Origin of the sequence: Nocardia acidivorans NBRC 108247 (assembly GCF_001625085.1) — a bacterium.
GTDB lineage: Bacteria > Actinomycetota > Actinomycetes > Mycobacteriales > Mycobacteriaceae > Nocardia > Nocardia acidivorans.
On sequence record NZ_BDAW01000034.1, the window covers coordinates 1 to 17534 of the forward strand.

Consider the following 17534-nt stretch of genomic DNA (forward strand, 5'->3'; position numbering starts at 1 on the left):
CATGGCTCGTCATCGGGGACCGGTCAGGCCCGCTTGCACCCCAGAGCTCGGTAGCTCGGTTGCTACTAGACCGGCCACTGGTAGCCGAGTTTGTGCAGGTGCTTCGCGAGGCGCGAAGATACTTGCTCTCGCCTACGTTCCAGTTGCTCAAGCGATGTCTTGTACTGGTCACCCCACGCCAGGTACGTGTCGATCAGTTGATTGCGTTTGTGCGCCACTAGCCTCATGACCCCAGTGACGAGATCTACGCCGATCCTGTCGGGGATCAGCGCCTCCACGGCGTCTTTGGATTTGTCAGCGTTGGTTACGGTCTCGCTTGGCAGTTGATCGAGGTCCTTCTGATTGCGTGTCCACCAGTCGACGAACAGGCCCTTGAGCTGTTCGTCGTCCAGGATCTTCCAGGTAATCAGTGCGTGGCGAAATCTTTCGGCGAAGTAGGTTTGAGCATCTGCTGGTTGTTGGCTGACGAGCACGCTCTGCTCTCGCTGGAACTCCTGAAACCAGTAGCTGACAGCGGTTGCGAACGTGGCCTCAGTCGCCGCGGTGAGCGTCGGTATGGTTGCGGCAGTTGTATCGCACCCCTGGAGTGGGAAATCGAGATGTCCGGGTTTGCCGGGCACGAAGAGATCTCGCAGGTCGATCCCAAACGCGGCGAACTTGCTGTGCTGCGCCTGGATGTCTCCGACGGGTACTCCGCCGCCGGTCAGCAAGGTGTCAATGCTCGGTCTCGTATGGGTCAGAGATTGAGAATCGACATAGTGGCCGACGTTGAGGTTGAAATCGTTGGCTGCGATCTCCTCGATCGGCACCAATCGCGCAAAGTTGCTTATCTCTCGACGTTCGCGAAAGGCGGTCGCGATCTTTTCTATGTGGCTGGGTGCCAGATGGTTCTTCGAACGATCCACAGCGAATTCCTGCTGGGCATTTATGAATAGCACCTCGCGCTCGCTAGACTCTGCGCCAGCGGTTCCTCGCAGAACAAGAAGGCAAATGGGAATCGATGTCCGGTTGAACAAGTTGGGTCCAAGCCCGATGACGGCTGCGATTCTGCCATCCTGGACGATTCCGCGACGGATCAGTCCTTCGGCCCCGCCGCGAAACAGAGCGCCGTATGGAACAGCCATGACACCCGTGCCAGCGGGTGCCAGTGAGGCCAGGACGTGTTGGACGAACATCAGGTCCGCCTTCCCACTCTGACCGTACTGCGTTTGTTGAGAGACCCTCAGCATCTGCTGTTGGTATCGCAAACCGAGCGGGGGGTCGGCCAGCACGCGGTCGAAGCGCTTCATGCTTCCACTGTCATTGAGGTGGCGCGGGTCGATAAGTGCGTCGCCGCGCAAGATGGATGCGTTGGTGATCCCGTGCAGCATCAGGTTGCGCTTCGCGATGGCACACGTCTCGAGGTTTATGTCCTGCCCGAAGAATGTCAGAGACTCGCTGTTTTGTCCGGACCGTTCCGAGAGATAGGTGTGGGCGGCGGTCAGTAGGCCACCGGTACCAACGCACGGGTCGTAGATTGAGTCGCCCGGCTGGGGATCAGCCAGTCGAACCATGAGCTGGACCAGTGAGCGCGGCGTATAGAACTCAACACGCCTGTCCCTATCTGCGAAAGCGTCGAGAATTTGCTCGAACACTTGACCGGCTTCGTCGTCGGGCTTAGGGTCGCTCGTTCCGAAGGGGATCTCGTCCACGATCGATACCAACTGCCGAGCCGCAGCGTCGCTCAGACCTGTGCGGGGCGCGATCTCGACAACCAGGTCGGTGAATACATCCCGATTGCGCGAAACCAATGCTGTCACAGCCTTATTCAGCGCATCAGACGGTGAGCGGTCCATGGCCGCGACCACCCGATCCCACTGTGCTTCCTCGGGGACCGTCAACCTATCGGGGTGCTCGGATGCCCACTTGAGGGAAAGTACAACCGAGATAACGCCCATGTACTGTGCGGTGTCCATCGCGCCTCGAAGGACGTCGGCGGCCTTGAACACCTTCTGCGCGAGATCCGTGGTGTGCATTCTTACCGCCTGTCCAGTAAGTCATCGAACAACGCGAATTTGAGGATATCGAGCCGGTCCGCGGTTTCGCGGTGTATGAGGGCGAGTTCATCGATGTCGCTGATCGCCGTGACCACCTCGCGCTGGCGGTGCAGTGGCGGGACGACGACCGGTAGGCTGCCCAAGTTTGTGGCGTTGATGGATGGGACAGTTCCTCGACCCGCACGCTTGAGCATTTCCTCCTGCATTGGCGGCGAGGACAGGTAGAAGGAAAGGTATTCGGGCAGTACCCGGCTGTCGCGCTGGCGTACTCGGGCGCACGAGGAGCTGTATAGCGCCCGTTCTAGGTTTGGACCGATCAGCGCCAATCTGCCGAGTGAGCCTTGGCGAACAAGGACGATGTCATCGCGCTGAAGTCGGAACCGTTCCAGTCGTGTTGCTTCACCTTCGGGTAGTCGGCGTAGCTTCCGCCAGTTCACCTGGTTCCATCCGGCGATGTCCGAGGGACTCACCACGGGGACGCCATCAGGCTCGCTGTCCAGTTTGCCCAGCAGTGATCCAGAAGGGCCGGGCGTGATCTCCACCAGATCCCTGAGGGCGACGTGCTCATCCTTGATCACGATGTACACCTGACTTCCTCGGTCGACAGGGCGAAGGCCATGGCGACCGTCGCCATGGCCCTGCCTGTCGGTTTAAGCGCTACGTGGCCTGTTGCGAAGGTTGATCTTGATTAGCTCGGATGCTGTAACGCTGGCCGCGACCGTGACGAGCGCTCCTGCCACCGCTTCGCCGTACCCGGCGGCGAAACCGATTACAACGACGAGCACCACGACGATCACCCCGCACCAGGCGGCACGTCTGTCGCGGCGGGGCAGATACCATGAACTGTTGAAGTGGGCAATTCCCATCGCCTACCGTCTTCCTGCTTGCTTTGTTGCTAAGCGGGTCGGTCCGCATCGCCCCGCGCTGACGGCAATCTCCACGGGGCGATGCGGGATCTGTTGGACGAGAGCCACACTAGCACCAATCCCGTGCGAAGGAGCCTTCGCAAGCGACTTGGTTGCAGTCGACCTCCGGCCGCAAAGAGGCGCCGCTGAGCTCAGCTATCCCTCAGTGAATACTGGGATTTGGTGGCACTGGGCTCGATTGATGTGCAATCACGGCTGCCAAGGTAGGGCCGACCGAGCGTGGAGCCAAGACGCCACAGCAACGGTGGAGCAGTTCATCCAAGCCAGGGCATTCATGGCTTCGATACACAGGGACAGTCACTGGGACCCGTGGGTGATGGACGACCGGGCTGATGAACTCGCGGCCGCGTGGGGGAGATCTTCAAGCAGTGGATCCGTGCGGAGCCGGACTTCAAGCCGCGCACCGCCGCCGACATTGACGCGTGGACGGAGGAGCGGGAGCGGACCTGGAAGGCTGAATCACAGCGCCGCGAGGAGGCCCGGCTCGCTCGCATCCTGACGTACGACCGGGACCGCGAAGCGGCCAGGCTTCGGCTTCTGGTGGCTCAAGCCGCTTTTCGGCACCATGTCGAATAGCGCGATGGGCTCGTACACGATGAAATCCATCCGTTGATGCCCGACGAGAAGCTGACGCTGCAGATCGTCGGTACTCATCCATCCTTCGAGGTCGCGGCCGCGAAGGCGGTGCGCGGATGTCGTGATCCGGCGCGCTGCGGCAAGGCGGGGTCAGGCATCTCGTCACATCCGAAAGTGAATCCACAGTCGTAGGCTAGGACGGACAATCGGCGTCATGGCAAGGTATTTGAAGGCGTGGCTGCCGGGTTGCGGCACCTGTGGTCGCGTCTTCCGCGAGGTCGAAGTCACTATCCGCGTACACGGCCCGAAGGACGAGACGGCAGCTGACACTGCTGCTATCGCAGCCCTGCGTGCCATGGCGAATGCCGAGGGCTGGTTCTTGCCGGCCGATTACGATCTGCACGACGAGACTGAGGTGCGGTGCCTCGACTGTGCCCTCCAACGCCGGGCGACCGAGCCAACTGTGCTTTATCTAGTCTGGTCAGAGCGCCGCCGAGCGCTCAAAGTCGGTGTGGCTGGAGCGGTATCGACCAGGTTGAAGTCCCATCGCCGACGTGGGTGGCGAGTCGTCGAACTGGACGGAAGACAGTGCCGATGGCTGCTGCCCCGGACCGATGCGCTCGCCGTCGAACACGCGGTCGTTGAGCGGTGGCGAAGCGCGGGCGTACCAGTGGCGGAGGTGTGCAACGTCGCAGCCGAGAACGGTTTCACCGAGACGGCGTGCCTCGACGCAGCATCGGCGGAGGCCACAGTCGGATGGATTGAGGAGATGCTCCCAGAGGCTCTCTCACTGGCCGGCAGCTCCACCTCCTCATGAGGAGTGGTCAATATCGTTGCCCGCCTTGATATCTCATGTTGCGGGAGATCACCTCTGCACATAGTGTGGTTCGCATTGCCGGATCGGCAGTTGTCGGGGATAGAGAGTGGCGAGAGTGGTCTCGAAGAAGCGCGTGGCAATAGTTGCGATATTGCTCGCTTTGTCATCTGGTTGCTCGAACGGAAGCAGCGGGAGCGGCACCGGGCCGTCCGAGCATCCGGGTAGTTCGCCGGTGGCTAGTGCAGGAAACAAGAAGCCGTTCGATCCGCCGCGGGTGTTCAATGCTTCGCCGATCTCCCAGAAGAGCCCGCTGAATCCCGCGAGCAGATTGGGTGAGTGCTCATCCGGTGACGGCCTCTTGTACTGTGCATCCGGCGCCGGAACCATTTCGGCGATCGATCCGTCCGGGGATAAGCAGAAATGGACGACCAAGACGCAGTTGTCGCCCAATAAGAATGCGGGCCCGGGTGCGGGATGGAGTGCAGCAGCACCGGTGCGAACCGATGATCTGGCGATCACAGCATTTGGTGGCGTGACAGAAGGCAGCGGAACATCGAAGGATCGAAGATCGCTCGAAATCCTCGCCGTGGATGCGTCGACGGGGAAACAGCGGTGGAACAACGTGCTCGACGTCGGCTCGGCACTGGTGGACCATCTCAGGATCGTCGGGATCAGTGCCGACTCGATTGTCATTTCAGCGGGTGAAACCACCTTTTGCGACTGGGTCGACACCATGACGGCGACGTGGGTAGTGGATCTGCAGACCAAGCAAATCCGCTGGAAGAAGGACGGCTTCCTGGCAGGCAATGTCGGCAAGGGGGTGGTATCGGGCAATATTATGACGAAGAAGAATAACGTCAAGTACACCGCTTTGACTGGCCTCTCGGACTCGGATGGAAATGCCCTATGGGAAACGGCGACCCCCAATCATGGCGTGACAGGTTTTCTCCGACCCGAAATCACCGACTTTATAGTGACGAGTACCTGCGGAACAGTTGATCTCAATCTTCTCGATCCCGCCACCGGAACAGCATTGTATTCCGATAAGGCAAAGACGAGGGCCGACCTGACTCCCGGCTGGGATTGCTTCTTCGACAAATCCACCGCACTGATCTGCCAGGAAAAGATCGTTAACGGTCGAATCATTTCCATCGACACTCGCTCCCCCAGTGAAACAGTCTGGCAGTTCTCTTCGGACGAAAACCGGACGGCGCCCGCAATCACCGGCGCGTTTCATGGGATAATCTATGGAACCACAGGCGGAAACCGAAAGCAGGCCGTCTCGCTGGATGTAAACTCCGGTAATGACTTGCCGGATGCGCCAGTGGTAGCACCCACTTGGGTGGACAAATACCTAGGCATCACGAGAGAAGGCATTTACTTGCCGACGAAGTAGACGACGACGCCACGGGAGCTCTGCGGGCCGCGCCGCCTGGCGAGCCAACATTGGCGGGAAGGTTCTTGTCCCTGAGCGTTTCGGTCCCGTTTGTCCCGTTCCTACGGCGGGCGGTCGCCCCGTCCCGAATGTGGGCAGAGGCCTGCCATGAACGTCCCAGCCGCGATCGCACGGCGTACACCGGCCGTGGCGCAATGAATCGCGGTGGAACGGCCGCACTGCCGCCATGGCCGGATTCGCAGGCGTCGCGATGTCGGAAAGCATCTCGATCGTCGATCGATTGTGCGGTACGAGATCGCTGGTCATGGGGGAATTTCGCATCACAACGGGACGTATCCACTCGATACCGTTGGGTCCGCACCGACGCTACGGACGGCTGGGATTCCGCTGACCCGCACGAACGGGCGCGGCGGCACATCATGACATGTCCAGGATTGCTTCCAGTTGGCCCATGATCTAGAGATCGTGCAGGTCGCGGCTTACGAGCTGCCCGCGCGGAGCCCGCCGTCCCATGTCGTGAAGATGTGATGCAGATGTCGCATTTTGGGGGTGTGCGTGCAGTAGGGGCGTGTCCGGATCATCTGCGATCAGCTCTTGCGCCCTCGGGAGTGACCAATGAACACAGGCGAAGCACCGACGCCGCGCCCCGTCCGTCTCGGCGGCACCGACCACAACGGGAAGGCGGGAGACGATCGACTGCATTGCTCGGAAGGTGCCGCCAGCGACGACCATGACCGTATCGCGCGAACATCGGATTCGGGTTCGGTGTGGATATACGATCGGAAATTGAAAAATCATCGGCACCACTGTCAATTTTCTGGTCGCGTTAAAAGTGTTCATGGATCTGAAGCCGATCGGTTACGTGATGAGCTCGCCGATATTATCCGTGAATTACTTGAATGGGCGGCCGCTGAGCACGATGGTGGACAATTTCTGGAGGATGGGGAGGCGGCATGAATGAGGACGACATCACGGTCAATCCACCGGCACCGGCTCTGACGCGGCGGACGCTGTCATCGGGCGCGGCGGCGGCGTCGGGACCGTCGGGGCTGTCGGATTACGAAGTTTCCCCACTCGGTATGCCGGTCGCTCTGCTCCGGGATGAAGTGCGGGTCGCCTTCCTTGGGCGGACCTCCACCGAGGACCAGCAGGACCCGCGCCAATCGATGCTGCGCCAGCTCGGCAACTCCAAGACCGCGATCCCGGAGTCTTGGGTGATCGTGGCGCACTTCTATGACGTCGAGTCCGGCCGAATGGAGTTGGAAGACCGCGGACACGGAACCAACTACGAGCGGTTCGACATACCGATCGCTCGCGACGGCGGCATCGCCGATCTGCTCGAGGAAGCCACATACCCCAATCGCAGGTTCGACGTTGTGATCTGCGAGTCCGTTTCACGTGTCGCTCGTCGCACCTATGAGGGGTTGTCGATCGAGCGGGAGTTGGAGAGGGGCGAGGTGCCGCTGTTCGCGGCGAACGAGCCGATCACGATCAGTGGCAGTCGCGCGCAGCGGATCCTGCAGCGGCGTATCAATCAGTCGGTGGCCGAGTACGAGGTCCTCAACACCCTCGAGCAGTCTTGGGGCGGACTCTGCACCCATGTCCGCGAGGGCTGGAATATCGGCAAGCCGCCCTATGGATACAAAGCGAAGTCCTATCGGCATCCCAACCCCACGAAAGCCGCTCGCGCACAAACCAAGTCGCGGCTGGAACCGGATGGTGTTCGCGGTGAGACGGTGACACAGATCGCGGTGTGGCGCTATTACGAAGGCCTGGGCTACGACACCATCGCTGAGAGGCTCAATGCCGACCCGGCCAAATACCCGCCACCGGAGCCGACGGTCGCGAGCCGGGCACGCCGGGCGTGGGGCAAGACCAGCGTGTACGAGATCTTGTCGAATCCGAAGTACACCGGATTCCAGGTGTTCAACCGCCGCGCAAGTCGTTCTCGCAGGGGCAAAGTCAACGATCCGGTGAAGTGGGTGTGGTCCACCGAACCCGCCCATGAACCCCTGATCCCCAAGTGGATGTATGACGAGCTGATCGGCCGCCGCCAAGCTCGACGCGGATCTCGGGACGGTAGCGACAAGAATTCCCACCCTCTGACCATCCACAGCTACGCATTCCGAGGCCGGCTGCACTGCGAATGCTCACGGCGCATGCAAGGCGCCCCGCGCCGTGGGCACGTCTACTACCAATGCTGGCCACGCGGAAACAACCGGGGACGCCCCGACGCTTACGCCGGTCACCCCAAGACGATCTACATCCGTGAAGACGCCGTCCTCGACGCGGTGTCGCAGTTCTACGCCGACCGCGTCTTCGGCGCACTCCGTCAGGAGCTGCTCGCCGCGGATATCGCCGGGATCGACGACCGAGCCACCAGACGACGACAAGCCGAGCGTGAACGGCTCCAGCGAATCGTGGAGGACCTGACCCGCCGTCAGAATTCCGTTCTGCGCCAAGCACAAGACGGCGATCCCGATGACCCGTTCACCAAGGCCCTCCGCAACACCTACAACGAACTGGAGAACGAGAAATCGGCCGCTGTCAGTGACATCGCCCAACTCGACGCGGCCGATAAGACCAAGCCCGGTCGCCCCGCCGACGCGGATATCGCACTGCTCGACGCCTTGCCGCACCTCAGGCTCAACCTCGATACCGCACCCGAGAAGTTGCTGCAGCGCCTGTTCGAGATCACCCAGCTCTCAATTCAGCTGCACGACAACGCCACCCGCGCCACCATCACCATCACGCTGCCCGCCGACCACGTCCCCGACATCGCCCAGGCGGCCACGATCATCGGCGACGCCGATACCGCAACAACAGAAACGCCCGGCAATAGGCCGGGCGCGGCTGTTGTAGATGCTGTACGTGCCCCCGGTGGGGTTCGAACCCACACTGTGCGGATTTTAAGTCCGCTGCCTCTGCCAATTGGGCTACGGGGGCGTTGGGTCAGACTACCGAGCCGTACGGTCGTGCCGTAATCAACCCGAGGGTGGATTTCTTGGTGGGGGGTGGGGGGTCGAAAAGTGAAGCAGGCCCGTCTCAAGGGGGGACGGGCCTGGTTCGGTGGGGGTGGGTGGTCAGTGGACGCCTTCCATGTGGCGGGTCACCCAGGGGGCGATGGCCCAGACCATGCCGCCGACCGCGATGGTGATCAGGCCGGTGAGGCCGAAGTAGGCGAGTTCGTGGGAGGGGTCGTAGAACTTGGACAGGACGCCGGACATGGAGGTGCCGATGCCGACCGAGAAGAAGTACAGGGCCATCATCTGGGCGCGGAAGGCGTTGGGGGCCAGTTTGGTGGTGACCGCCAGGCCGATCGGGGAGAGCAGGAGTTCGGAGATGGCGAAGCCGCCCAGCACGGCGAAGACGAACAGGATCGGGACCGCTTTGCCCTCGGTGCCGGAGAAGAGCGCGAAGAGCATGAAGGCCGCGCCCATACCGAAAACGCCGAGCGCGAATTTGCGCGGGGTGCTGGGGGCGCGGTCGCCCAGGCGGGTCCACATGATCGCGAAGAGCGGGGACAGCGCGATGATCCACACCGGCTCCATCGAGCCGATCCAGTTCGACGGTGCGGTCCAGCCGAAGACATCCCAGTTCACACGCTCATCGGAGTAGACCGCGAGCACGGTGAACATCTGCTGGAACAGCGACCAGAACACCGCGTTGGCGATGAACAGCGGTATGAAGGCGCGCACCCGAACGCGTTCGACGGCATCGACTTTCGGGCTGGTGAGCATGATGTAGAAGTACGCGATCGAGGCCACCGCGATCACGCCCGTGGTGACATCGGGCAGGTTCGACAGGGTCAGCAGACCGGTCAGCCCCGCCACCGCGACCAGCACCGCGAACGCGCCGACGAACGCCACCGTCTTGGGAATCGCAGTGCGCGGCAACGGATTCGGCACCTCGCGACCGTGTCCGCCGAGATTGCGGCGGAACACCACGTACTGGGTCAGACCCAGGGCCATACCGATCGCGGCCGCGCCGAAGCCGTAGTGGAAGCCGACATGATCCTGGAGCAGACCGGTGATCAGCGGACCCGCGAACGCACCGAGATTGATACCCAGATAGAACAGCGTGAAGCCGCCGTCCGCGCGCGCGTCACCCTTGGCGTAGAGCGTGCCCAGCAGTGAGGACGCATTCGCCTTGAGCGCACCCGAACCCAGCGCGACGAGCACCAGACCCACGCCCACGCCGGCCAGCCCCGGAATCACGGCCAGCGCGATATGGCCCGCCATGACGACCACGCCACCGTAGAAGACGGTGCGCTCCATCCCCAGCACCCGGTCCGCGATCCAGCCGCCGAGCACCGTGGAGAGATAGACCAGACCGCCGTACGCGCCGACAATGCCGGTGGCGGTGGACTTCTCCAGCCCCAGACCACCCTCGGAAGCGGTGTAGTAGAGGTAGTAGCCCAGGATCGTGAGCATGCCGTAGAACGAGAACCGTTCCCACAACTCGACGCCGAAAAGATTCGCGAGACCGATGGGATGTCCGAACAGGGTCCGTTCGGAGACCGGTTTCGCATGCTGGGCTACTTCTGACATAGAGCAGACCTTCCCATATGGGGCAATCTGACAGCAACCTCAACTGTTGACCTGCGTCACAAATTCACAGCGAACACACTGGTGAAAGCGGGCTCGACAAGGACCCTCAGTTTGCCAGGGAATCACCCCACCCGAGGGATCACGCGATGGAGAGGGCGATTCCATCCAGGATGTCGTGCTCACTGACGATCAGCTCGGCAATTCCCGCGCGGCGGGCGAGCTCATCGGCGAGCACCTCGGCGATCACCGCGCCACCGCCGATGACATCGACCCGCCCGGGATGCATCGGCCCCAGCGCGGCCCGCTCATCGTGATCCATGGCGATCAGGCGATCGCAGACCTTGCGCAGATCGGTCAGCGACAGCCGGGTGAGATGCACCCGCTCCGAATCGTATTCGGGCAGGTCCAGGGCTACCGCGGCCAGCGTGGTCATGGTTCCGGCGACGCCGACCCAGGTGTGCGCGCGCTCGACCGGCACCACGCCGAAAGCCTGCGCCAGCCGCTCGGAGGCGAAGAAGCGGGCCGAGGCGACTTCTTCGCGGGTGGGCGGATTGCCGTGCAGACAGCGTTCGGTGATGCGCACGCAGCCGATATCGGCGGAGTAGGCGGACCGCACGCCGTCGCTGTCGCCGAGCACCACCTCGGTGGAACCCCCGCCCAGGTCCACCACCACGAAAGGCCCTGCCTCGCTGGACAATTCGCCGACCGCTCCGGCGAAGGACAGGCGCGCCTCCTCATCGCCGGTGATCACCTCGGCGTACGCGCCCTCGACCGCGCGGCCCAGTTCGACGCCGGTCATGCTGAAGAAGTCCTCGCGATTGCTCGCATCGCGGGTGGCGGAGGTGGCGGTCATCCGCACCCGGGTCACCCCGGCCTCGATCATGAGATCGACGTAGTCGTGCAGGGCCACGCGGGTGCGCTCGATGGCCTCGGGGGCCAGCGCACCGGTCGCGTCCACGCCCTGACCCAGCCGGACGATCCGCATTTCGCGGTGCACATCGGTGAGCTTGGGGGTGTCACCCTCGCGCACCACATCGGCGATCAGTAGTCGAATGGAGTTGGTACCGCAGTCGATCGCGGCAATCCGGTCACTCATCTACTGCTCGCCCTCCGCGTGCTGCTCGTACTCGGGCCAGTCTGCCGGAATCGCGGTGCCGCGCAACCCGTGCTCGGCCGCCAGCGCCACCGCCTCGTCACCCAGCGGATTCACCCCCGGCCCCTTGGCCAACGAGTGCGCGATCAGCACGTGCAGGCATTTCACCCGATCCGGCATACCGCCGCCGGCGAAATCGGTGCCCAGATCCTCGATGGCATTGCGCTCGGCCAGATAGCTGTCGTACGCCGCGCGATATCCGGCCGCCAATTCGGCGTCGTGCGTGAGGCGTTCGGTCATCTCGCGCATGATGCCGGTGGTCTCCAACCGGCTCGCCTCGGCGGTGAGCCGGGGGTCGGTCAGGTAGTACAGCGTCGGAAACGGGGTGCCGTCCGGCAGCTTCGGCTGCGTCTTCACCACGGCGGGCAACCCATCCGGGGTGTGATACGCGATCTCCAGTACACCGCGCGGCTCACGCCCGAGTTGTTTGGCGACGATCTCGAGATCCCGCTCGCTGGGTGTGCGGTGGCTCTCGGACGCTGTCACCTGGGTTGTCCTTCCTCGACGGGGGCGGGCGGATTCGATGCGGGCGGCATCGGATTCGCGGGTGGGGCGGTACTGGGCTGCGGCAGCGAGATACTGCGCCACAGCTCGGTGTACCAGGGGTCCGGTTCCCGCGTCTTGACGGGCGCGGCCGGTACGGCGGGCTGTTCGATACCGGGCACCTGCACGATGTACGGGGTTTCCCCGGGCATCACCAGGCGCAGACGGTCCCGGGCCTCGGCCTTGATGTAGGCCGGATCCTGTTGTTGCGCACGACGATCGCGCAGGCGGGCGACATCGTCCTGGAGTTGTTCGCGCTGGGCGGCGAGCGAGGCGGCTTCGGCGCGCTGGCTGAAGTAGGTGCGCAGCGGCACCGCCAGCGTGAGCGCCAGACCGCAGAGCACCGCGGCCAGCAGGATCGCGCGACCGGTGGACAGGCCCAGGATCTTGCGTTCGTGCCGATCGGATTTCGCCCGCGCCGAACGCTTGGCGGTGGCGGCGCCCGCGGCCGAACGACGTTTACCGCTGCCGCTCGCCGAGCGCGATTCGGTGCGCTTGGCCGCGGTGCGCGGTTTGGCCGCACCCGACCTCGGCTTCGCCGCACCCGCGCGAGGTTTGGCGGTACGCGACGGGCGGCGGTCACCGCGTCCTGCCGGACTGGTTCCGCGCGCCCGTCGCTCCGTCATCTCACACCTCGAAAATCAGCCGCTGGAATGCCCAACTCTCGGAGGCTTTCAGGGGCTTGGCCCCTGAAACCCCTACCCCCGTCCGTCAGGGCCGGAGGTACCGATTATTCAGCCTTCGAACGCGAAACGCGGGAAGGCGACATCACCGGCGTAGCGCGCCGAGTCGCCGAGCGCGTCTTCGATGCGCAGCAGCTGGTTGTACTTGGCGACCCGCTCCGAGCGAGCCGGTGCGCCGGTCTTGATCTGACCGGACCCCACGGCCACCGCGAGATCGGCGATGGTGGTGTCCTCGGTCTCGCCGGACCGGTGGCTCATCATCGTCTTGTAGCCGTTGCGGTGCGCCAGATCCACCGCGTCCAGGGTCTCGGTCAGGGTGCCGATCTGGTTGACCTTCACCAGGAGTGCGTTGGCCGCGCCCTTGGCGATGCCCTCCTCCAGGCGCTCGGGGTTGGTGACGAACAGGTCGTCGCCGACCAGCTGCACCTTGTCGCCGATGGAATCGGTGAGCGCGACCCAGCCGTCCCAGTCATCCTCGGACAGCGGATCCTCGATCGAGACGATCGGGTAGGCCGAGAGCAGTTCGGCGTAGAAGTCATTCATCTCGGCGGCGCTGCGGATGCTGCCCTCGAACTTGTAACCCGAACCGGTGGTGTAGAACTCGGTCGCGGCGACATCGAGCGCGAGCGCCACATCGGTGCCGAGCTTGTAGCCCGCCTTGTCGATGGCGATGGCGATCAGGTCCAGCGCGGCCTTGGTGCCCGCGACATCGGGGGCGAAGCCGCCCTCATCGCCGAGACCGGTGGACAGGCCCTGTGCCTTGAGCACCGACTTGAGCGAGTGGTAGACCTCGGCGCCCCAGCGCAGCGCCTCCTTGAAGGTGGGCGCGCCGATCGGGGCGATCATGAATTCCTGAACGTCGACACCGGTATCGGCATGCGCGCCACCATTGAGGATGTTCATCATGGGAACCGGCAGCACATGGGCGTTCGGGCCGCCCACGTAGCGGAACAGTTCCAGGCCCGAGGATTCGGCGGCGGCGCGGGCCACGGCCAGCGAAACACCCAGCAGCGCATTGGCTCCCAGGCGGGACTTGTCCGGGGTGCCGTCCAGGTCCAGCAGGGTCTGGTCGACGGTGCGCTGCTCCACGGCGTCGAGACCGATCACGGCGGGCGCGATCTCGTCGAGGACACCCTCGACGGCCTTGCGCACACCCTTGCCGTTGTAGCGGTCGCCGCCATCGCGCAGCTCTACGGCCTCATGCTCACCGGTGGAGGCGCCGGACGGCACGGCCGCGCGCGTGAGGGTGCCGTCGTCGAGAGCGATCTCGACCTCGACAGTGGGGTTGCCACGCGAATCCAGGATCTCGCGAGCTCCGACCTGTTCGATGATGGCCACGAAACGACACTCCTTCGGCTGCTGACACGGCAGGTCGCACGGCATTCCCGTGCGCAGCCGAGCCTACTGGGTCTTCGGCGCTCTGTGTTTTCTGCCCTTCGCTTCGCTCCGGGCGGGGTTCGCGGCCCCGAAGTCCCGGTTCTTCCCTCCCTCCGCTCCCCCGCTCCACTCAGTCCAGAACCGGGACGGCCGCCAACCTCGACGGTCAATGCGCTACGGGAAATCCGCAACTGAACCCCGTTGCGAGCGGGTGCTCTGTTTTCTGCCCTTCGCTTCGCTCCGGGCGGGGTTCGCGGCCCCGAAGTCCCGGTTCTTCCCTCCCTCCGCTCCCCCGCTGCGCTCCCCCGCTCCACTCAGTCCAGAACCGGGACGGCCGCCAACCTCGACGGTCAATGCGCTGCGGGAAATCCGCAACTGAACCCCGTTGGGGGCGGGCGGGATTGTGCTTGGGCCTCAGGCCTCGCGGCCGACGCTGTAGGCGGCGGCGCGGTAGCGGACCTTGTTCATGTAGGCGGTGGATTGGTTGTAGGTCATGAGGGCCTGTTGCCAGCCGGGGGCTCCGGTGAGGTCGCCGCCGCTGGCGCAGAGGTAACGGGCGGCGGTGAGGGCGGCGTCGTCGATATTGTCCGGATCGGCGATGCCGTCGCCGTTGGCGTCCACGCCCCAGTGCTGCCAGGTTTCGGGGATGAACTGGAAGGGGCCCATGGCGCGGTCGTAGACCGGATCGCCGTCGTATTTACCGCCGTCGGTGTCCGGAATGTGGGCTACGTCCGGACCGCCGTCGAGGGCGATACCGCGGATGGGGGGTGAGACCTTGCCGTCGGCGGCCACTTTCGCACCGTGGTAGGTGCCGTGCCGACTCTCGACGCTGGCGATTCCGGCGATGGTGGTCCAGCCGATACCGCATTCGGGACGCGAACGGGCCATGACCGCGGCGGCATACCCGTACGCCTCCAGGGCCACCTGGGAAATGCCCAGTGCGTCCGATTGCCCCTTCGCCCAGGTGCTCAGCTGAATCGCGCTGCGGCCGGGGGCATCCAGGTCGATGACCGGCAGCGGCGCGCCCGCCCCCGGCGGCATGGAGTCCGGCACGGGGGTGAGATTCGTTGTGCCGCAACCTGTCAGCAGCACGAGAGCGATCGCCGTGCCGAAGAGGCCGACGCGGGTCACGGTGGGGCCGACATCGGCTTTGCGGGGACGCACCCTTCTCATCATCCAGATAGTTCGCTGTTCCAGCCATGAACGTGAACGGCCGCTTGCTCGAGTCGCCCGGATCGATACGCGTCGGTTACCCTCGCCGCTAGCCTTTGATACCTCTCAGCTATCTTTCCAACATACCCTTTAGGTAAGCCTTGCCAAATTTGGCGGCGGCCGCTAACTTCCCACGGGTACCGAGAAACACCACGTCACCTCCGAGGCCAGGAAGGCATCCCCTTGGTGAAAAGCGTTCTCTCCGAACGTAAGACGTTTCACCCTTCGGAACTCGAACGACGCGAACTGCCACCGGCCGCCGGCGCCGCGGTTCGCACCCTGGCGAATGAGATCGCCGTCACAGTCGGACCCAGCCGGGCGATTGCCACCACGCTCGGCGATCCGGAACTGCTGGAACACATCGAAACCCGCTACACCGAACTACCCGAGGATGTGCACCACGCCATGCGCGCACCGGCCACCGCGGCGGGCGTGACAGTCATCGGCCGGCTACCTCTCGGCGACACCGAACTCGGGCAGACGCCGATGGACTGGCGCCAGGCCGCCGCCTGGGCCGGTGAGCCCGGACGCACCTCGTCATCCTTCGCGCTCGATATCACCATGCTGTTGCTCGCGCGTTGTGCCGGTGAGCCTTTCGGCTGGCAGGGACAGCAGGGCGGGCGGCTGGTCAACAATATCGTGCCCACCCCGGGGCATGAGCGGGAGCAGTCCGGGGCCAGCAGCACCGCCCTGCTGAGCCCGCATACCGAGGACGCCTTCCATCCGCTGCGCGCGAATCTGCTCATGCTGGGGTGTTTGCGCAATCCGGACCTGGTCGGCACCACCGTCTCCTCCGTCCGGCGCGTGGAACTGACTGCGGCACAACGGGATCGGCTCTCCCGGCGGGAGTTGCCGATTCTGCCGGACGTCTCCTACGGCACCGGGTTCCCGAATCAGCCGTCCCCGCCGGTCGCCACTCTCGGCCGCGATCAGGGACAGCTCACCCTGCGCTTCGATCCGGCCTACACCCCGCTCGACGACGCCGGCCCCGAATTCCGCTCGGCCTACGACCATTTGGCCGAGGAGCTCGAAAGGGTTTGCATCACCGCCGCTTTGGCCCCCGGAGAACTGCTGCTGGTGGACAATGACGTAGTGGTACACGGACGAGTGCCGTTCACCCCCCGCTACAACGGCACCGATCGCTGGCTCAAGCGAGTGAACATCCGGCTGGCCCAGCGCCACCGCGATGCGTCCGAAGCCGCGGAGACCGGATACGGCCAGCGGGTGGTGGCCCCGTTCCACACGATCCGAGGTAACCGCAGGTGAATACCCGACCCACCCCATTGCGCGTCCTGAGTCGCAGCGATCTCGCCGATGTGCCGATCAGCCCCGCCGACGTGGTGCGCGCCGTCGAGGACGCGTATCTCGCCTTCGCCGCGGGGGATTCGGATAATCCGCGCAAACTCAGCGTCGCGCATCCGGACGGGTGGTCGGTGGCGTACGCCATGCTCGGCCGCGACGGGCGGCGGCGCGTGGTGGCCATGAAGACCTCGTACAAATTCGATCCGCATCACGATCGTTCCACCAAGCGGTACTACACCACCATCACCCTCTACGACGATGCCACCGGAATGCCGGTGGCCATGATGGACTGCGCGCGGGTGGGCGCACTGCGCACGCCCGCGGTTTCGGCGCTGCTGGTGCGCGAGACCGCACGACCGGGGGCGCGCAGCGTACTGCTCATCGGCACCGGCACCCAGGGCCGAAACGCGCTGCCGCACTTGCTCACCGCGAATCCGGGGCTGAACCGGCTGATGCTCTACGGCACCCATCCCGAGGGACTGGAATCGGTGCGACGGCAACTGCTGGACCACGATCCGCGTGCCGAACTGGAACTGGTGAGCGATCCGCACGAGGCCGCGCGCGGCGCCGATGTCATTCTGGCCACCGCCGGACCGGGCACCCACGTCGCCATCGAGGCCAAGGATCTGGCCCCCGGTGCGACCGTGGTGCTGGTCGGCTACGGCCTGGCCCCCTCGACCCTCACCGAGGCCGATCGCGTAATCGCCACCAGCGCCGAGCAAATGGCGCTCACCGGCACCGATATGGCGGGTCCGGACGGCCGACTACGCCCGGTCGACGCCGAACTGCCGCAGATCCTGAACCGCCGCGCCGTGGGCCGCCGCACCGACGACGAACGCGTCTTCGTCTACAACAGCGGCCTGGTGCTGACCGATATCGCGGTCGCCCACGCCCTCGCCACCCGTGCCATCGCCGAGGGCCGCGGCACGGAGGTACCGCTGTGGGACTGAACCGCATCAGGTC

The 17534-nt window shown here is 64.3% G+C and carries 16 protein-coding genes, 1 tRNA gene and 1 pseudogene; 6 read left to right on the forward strand and 12 right to left on the reverse strand.

What is annotated here, in order from left to right; genetic code table 11:
- Nucleotides 1–65: 65 nt before the first annotated feature.
- The 3 genes from NA10_RS19365 to NA10_RS36870 all read right to left on the reverse strand — a co-directional run bounded on the left by NA10_RS19365 (nucleotide 66) and on the right by NA10_RS36870 (nucleotide 3616).
- Nucleotides 66–2015 (reverse strand): N-6 DNA methylase, encoded by a 1950-nt coding sequence (locus tag NA10_RS19365; RefSeq protein WP_067569969.1) that lies wholly within the window; start codon nucleotides 2013–2015, stop codon nucleotides 66–68.
- A gap of 2 nt (nucleotides 2016–2017) precedes the next feature.
- Nucleotides 2018–2623, reverse strand: a complete 606-nt coding sequence (locus NA10_RS19370) for a restriction endonuclease subunit S (RefSeq protein WP_067569971.1) — start codon at nucleotides 2621–2623, stop codon at nucleotides 2018–2020.
- Nucleotides 2624–3421: 798 nt separating this feature from the next.
- Nucleotides 3422–3616, reverse strand: a complete 195-nt coding sequence (locus tag NA10_RS36870; protein ID WP_157556616.1) for a hypothetical protein — start codon at nucleotides 3614–3616, stop codon at nucleotides 3422–3424.
- Nucleotides 3617–3752: 136 nt separating this feature from the next.
- Here NA10_RS36870 and NA10_RS19380 point away from each other — a divergent pair, with 136 nt between their 5' ends.
- From NA10_RS19380 to NA10_RS39545, 4 genes and pseudogenes are all read left to right on the forward strand, one after another.
- Complete coding sequence (locus tag NA10_RS19380; RefSeq protein ID WP_067569975.1) at nucleotides 3753–4355, forward strand: hypothetical protein; 603 nt, start codon at nucleotides 3753–3755, stop codon at nucleotides 4353–4355.
- A 115-nt stretch (nucleotides 4356–4470) separates the two neighbouring features.
- On the forward strand, nucleotides 4471–5751 hold the full coding sequence (locus NA10_RS35740) for an outer membrane protein assembly factor BamB family protein (protein ID WP_169812612.1): 1281 nt from the start codon (nucleotides 4471–4473) through the stop codon (nucleotides 5749–5751).
- Between the two features lie 615 nt (nucleotides 5752–6366).
- On the forward strand, nucleotides 6367–6708 hold the full coding sequence (locus NA10_RS36875) for a hypothetical protein (RefSeq protein ID WP_157556617.1): 342 nt from the start codon (nucleotides 6367–6369) through the stop codon (nucleotides 6706–6708).
- Between the two features lie 296 nt (nucleotides 6709–7004).
- Nucleotides 7005–7745: pseudogene (locus NA10_RS39545) on the forward strand (recombinase family protein); the annotation flags it as partial.
- A 156-nt stretch (nucleotides 7746–7901) separates the two neighbouring features.
- On the opposite strand, the gene NA10_RS38210 reads toward NA10_RS39545, so the two are convergent.
- The 9 genes from NA10_RS38210 to NA10_RS19430 all read right to left on the reverse strand — a co-directional run bounded on the left by NA10_RS38210 (nucleotide 7902) and on the right by NA10_RS19430 (nucleotide 15230).
- Complete coding sequence (locus NA10_RS38210; protein ID WP_067569981.1) at nucleotides 7902–8390, reverse strand: hypothetical protein; 489 nt, start codon at nucleotides 8388–8390, stop codon at nucleotides 7902–7904.
- A gap of 66 nt (nucleotides 8391–8456) precedes the next feature.
- Nucleotides 8457–8648, reverse strand: a complete 192-nt coding sequence (locus NA10_RS38215; RefSeq protein ID WP_218021554.1) for a hypothetical protein — start codon at nucleotides 8646–8648, stop codon at nucleotides 8457–8459.
- A tRNA-Leu gene (locus NA10_RS19400) sits at nucleotides 8624–8697 on the reverse strand. Before NA10_RS19400 ends, NA10_RS38215 begins: the two co-directional genes overlap by 25 nt.
- A gap of 137 nt (nucleotides 8698–8834) precedes the next feature.
- Complete coding sequence (locus tag NA10_RS19405) at nucleotides 8835–10301, reverse strand: peptide MFS transporter (protein WP_067569983.1); 1467 nt, start codon at nucleotides 10299–10301, stop codon at nucleotides 8835–8837.
- A 139-nt stretch (nucleotides 10302–10440) separates the two neighbouring features.
- Nucleotides 10441–11397: a Ppx/GppA phosphatase family protein gene (locus NA10_RS19410; protein WP_067569985.1), complete on the reverse strand. Its 957-nt coding sequence runs from the start codon at nucleotides 11395–11397 to the stop codon at nucleotides 10441–10443.
- The gene (locus tag NA10_RS19415; RefSeq protein ID WP_067569988.1) at nucleotides 11398–11940 is read right to left on the reverse strand and encodes a DUF501 domain-containing protein; all 543 of its coding nucleotides are present in this window, start codon (nucleotides 11938–11940) and stop codon (nucleotides 11398–11400) included.
- Nucleotides 11937–12623 carry an FtsB family cell division protein gene (locus NA10_RS19420; RefSeq protein WP_067569990.1) on the reverse strand — a complete coding sequence of 229 codons (687 nt, stop codon included), beginning with the start codon at nucleotides 12621–12623 and terminating at the stop codon, nucleotides 11937–11939. The genes NA10_RS19415 and NA10_RS19420 overlap by 4 nt, the downstream gene beginning before the upstream one ends.
- Before the next feature lie 108 nt (nucleotides 12624–12731).
- Nucleotides 12732–14018: a phosphopyruvate hydratase gene (gene eno, locus NA10_RS19425; protein WP_067569993.1), complete on the reverse strand. Its 1287-nt coding sequence runs from the start codon at nucleotides 14016–14018 to the stop codon at nucleotides 12732–12734.
- Between the two features lie 453 nt (nucleotides 14019–14471).
- Complete coding sequence (locus NA10_RS19430) at nucleotides 14472–15230, reverse strand: lytic transglycosylase domain-containing protein (RefSeq protein WP_245677602.1); 759 nt, start codon at nucleotides 15228–15230, stop codon at nucleotides 14472–14474.
- A gap of 225 nt (nucleotides 15231–15455) precedes the next feature.
- Here NA10_RS19430 and NA10_RS19435 point away from each other — a divergent pair, with 225 nt between their 5' ends.
- Nucleotides 15456–16535, forward strand: coding sequence for a TauD/TfdA family dioxygenase (locus NA10_RS19435; protein ID WP_067570116.1), 1080 nt, complete (start codon nucleotides 15456–15458; stop codon nucleotides 16533–16535).
- On the forward strand, nucleotides 16532–17521 hold the full coding sequence (locus NA10_RS19440; RefSeq protein WP_174562533.1) for an ornithine cyclodeaminase family protein: 990 nt from the start codon (nucleotides 16532–16534) through the stop codon (nucleotides 17519–17521). The genes NA10_RS19435 and NA10_RS19440 overlap by 4 nt, the downstream gene beginning before the upstream one ends.
- The last annotated feature ends 13 nt before the right edge of the window (nucleotides 17522–17534 follow it).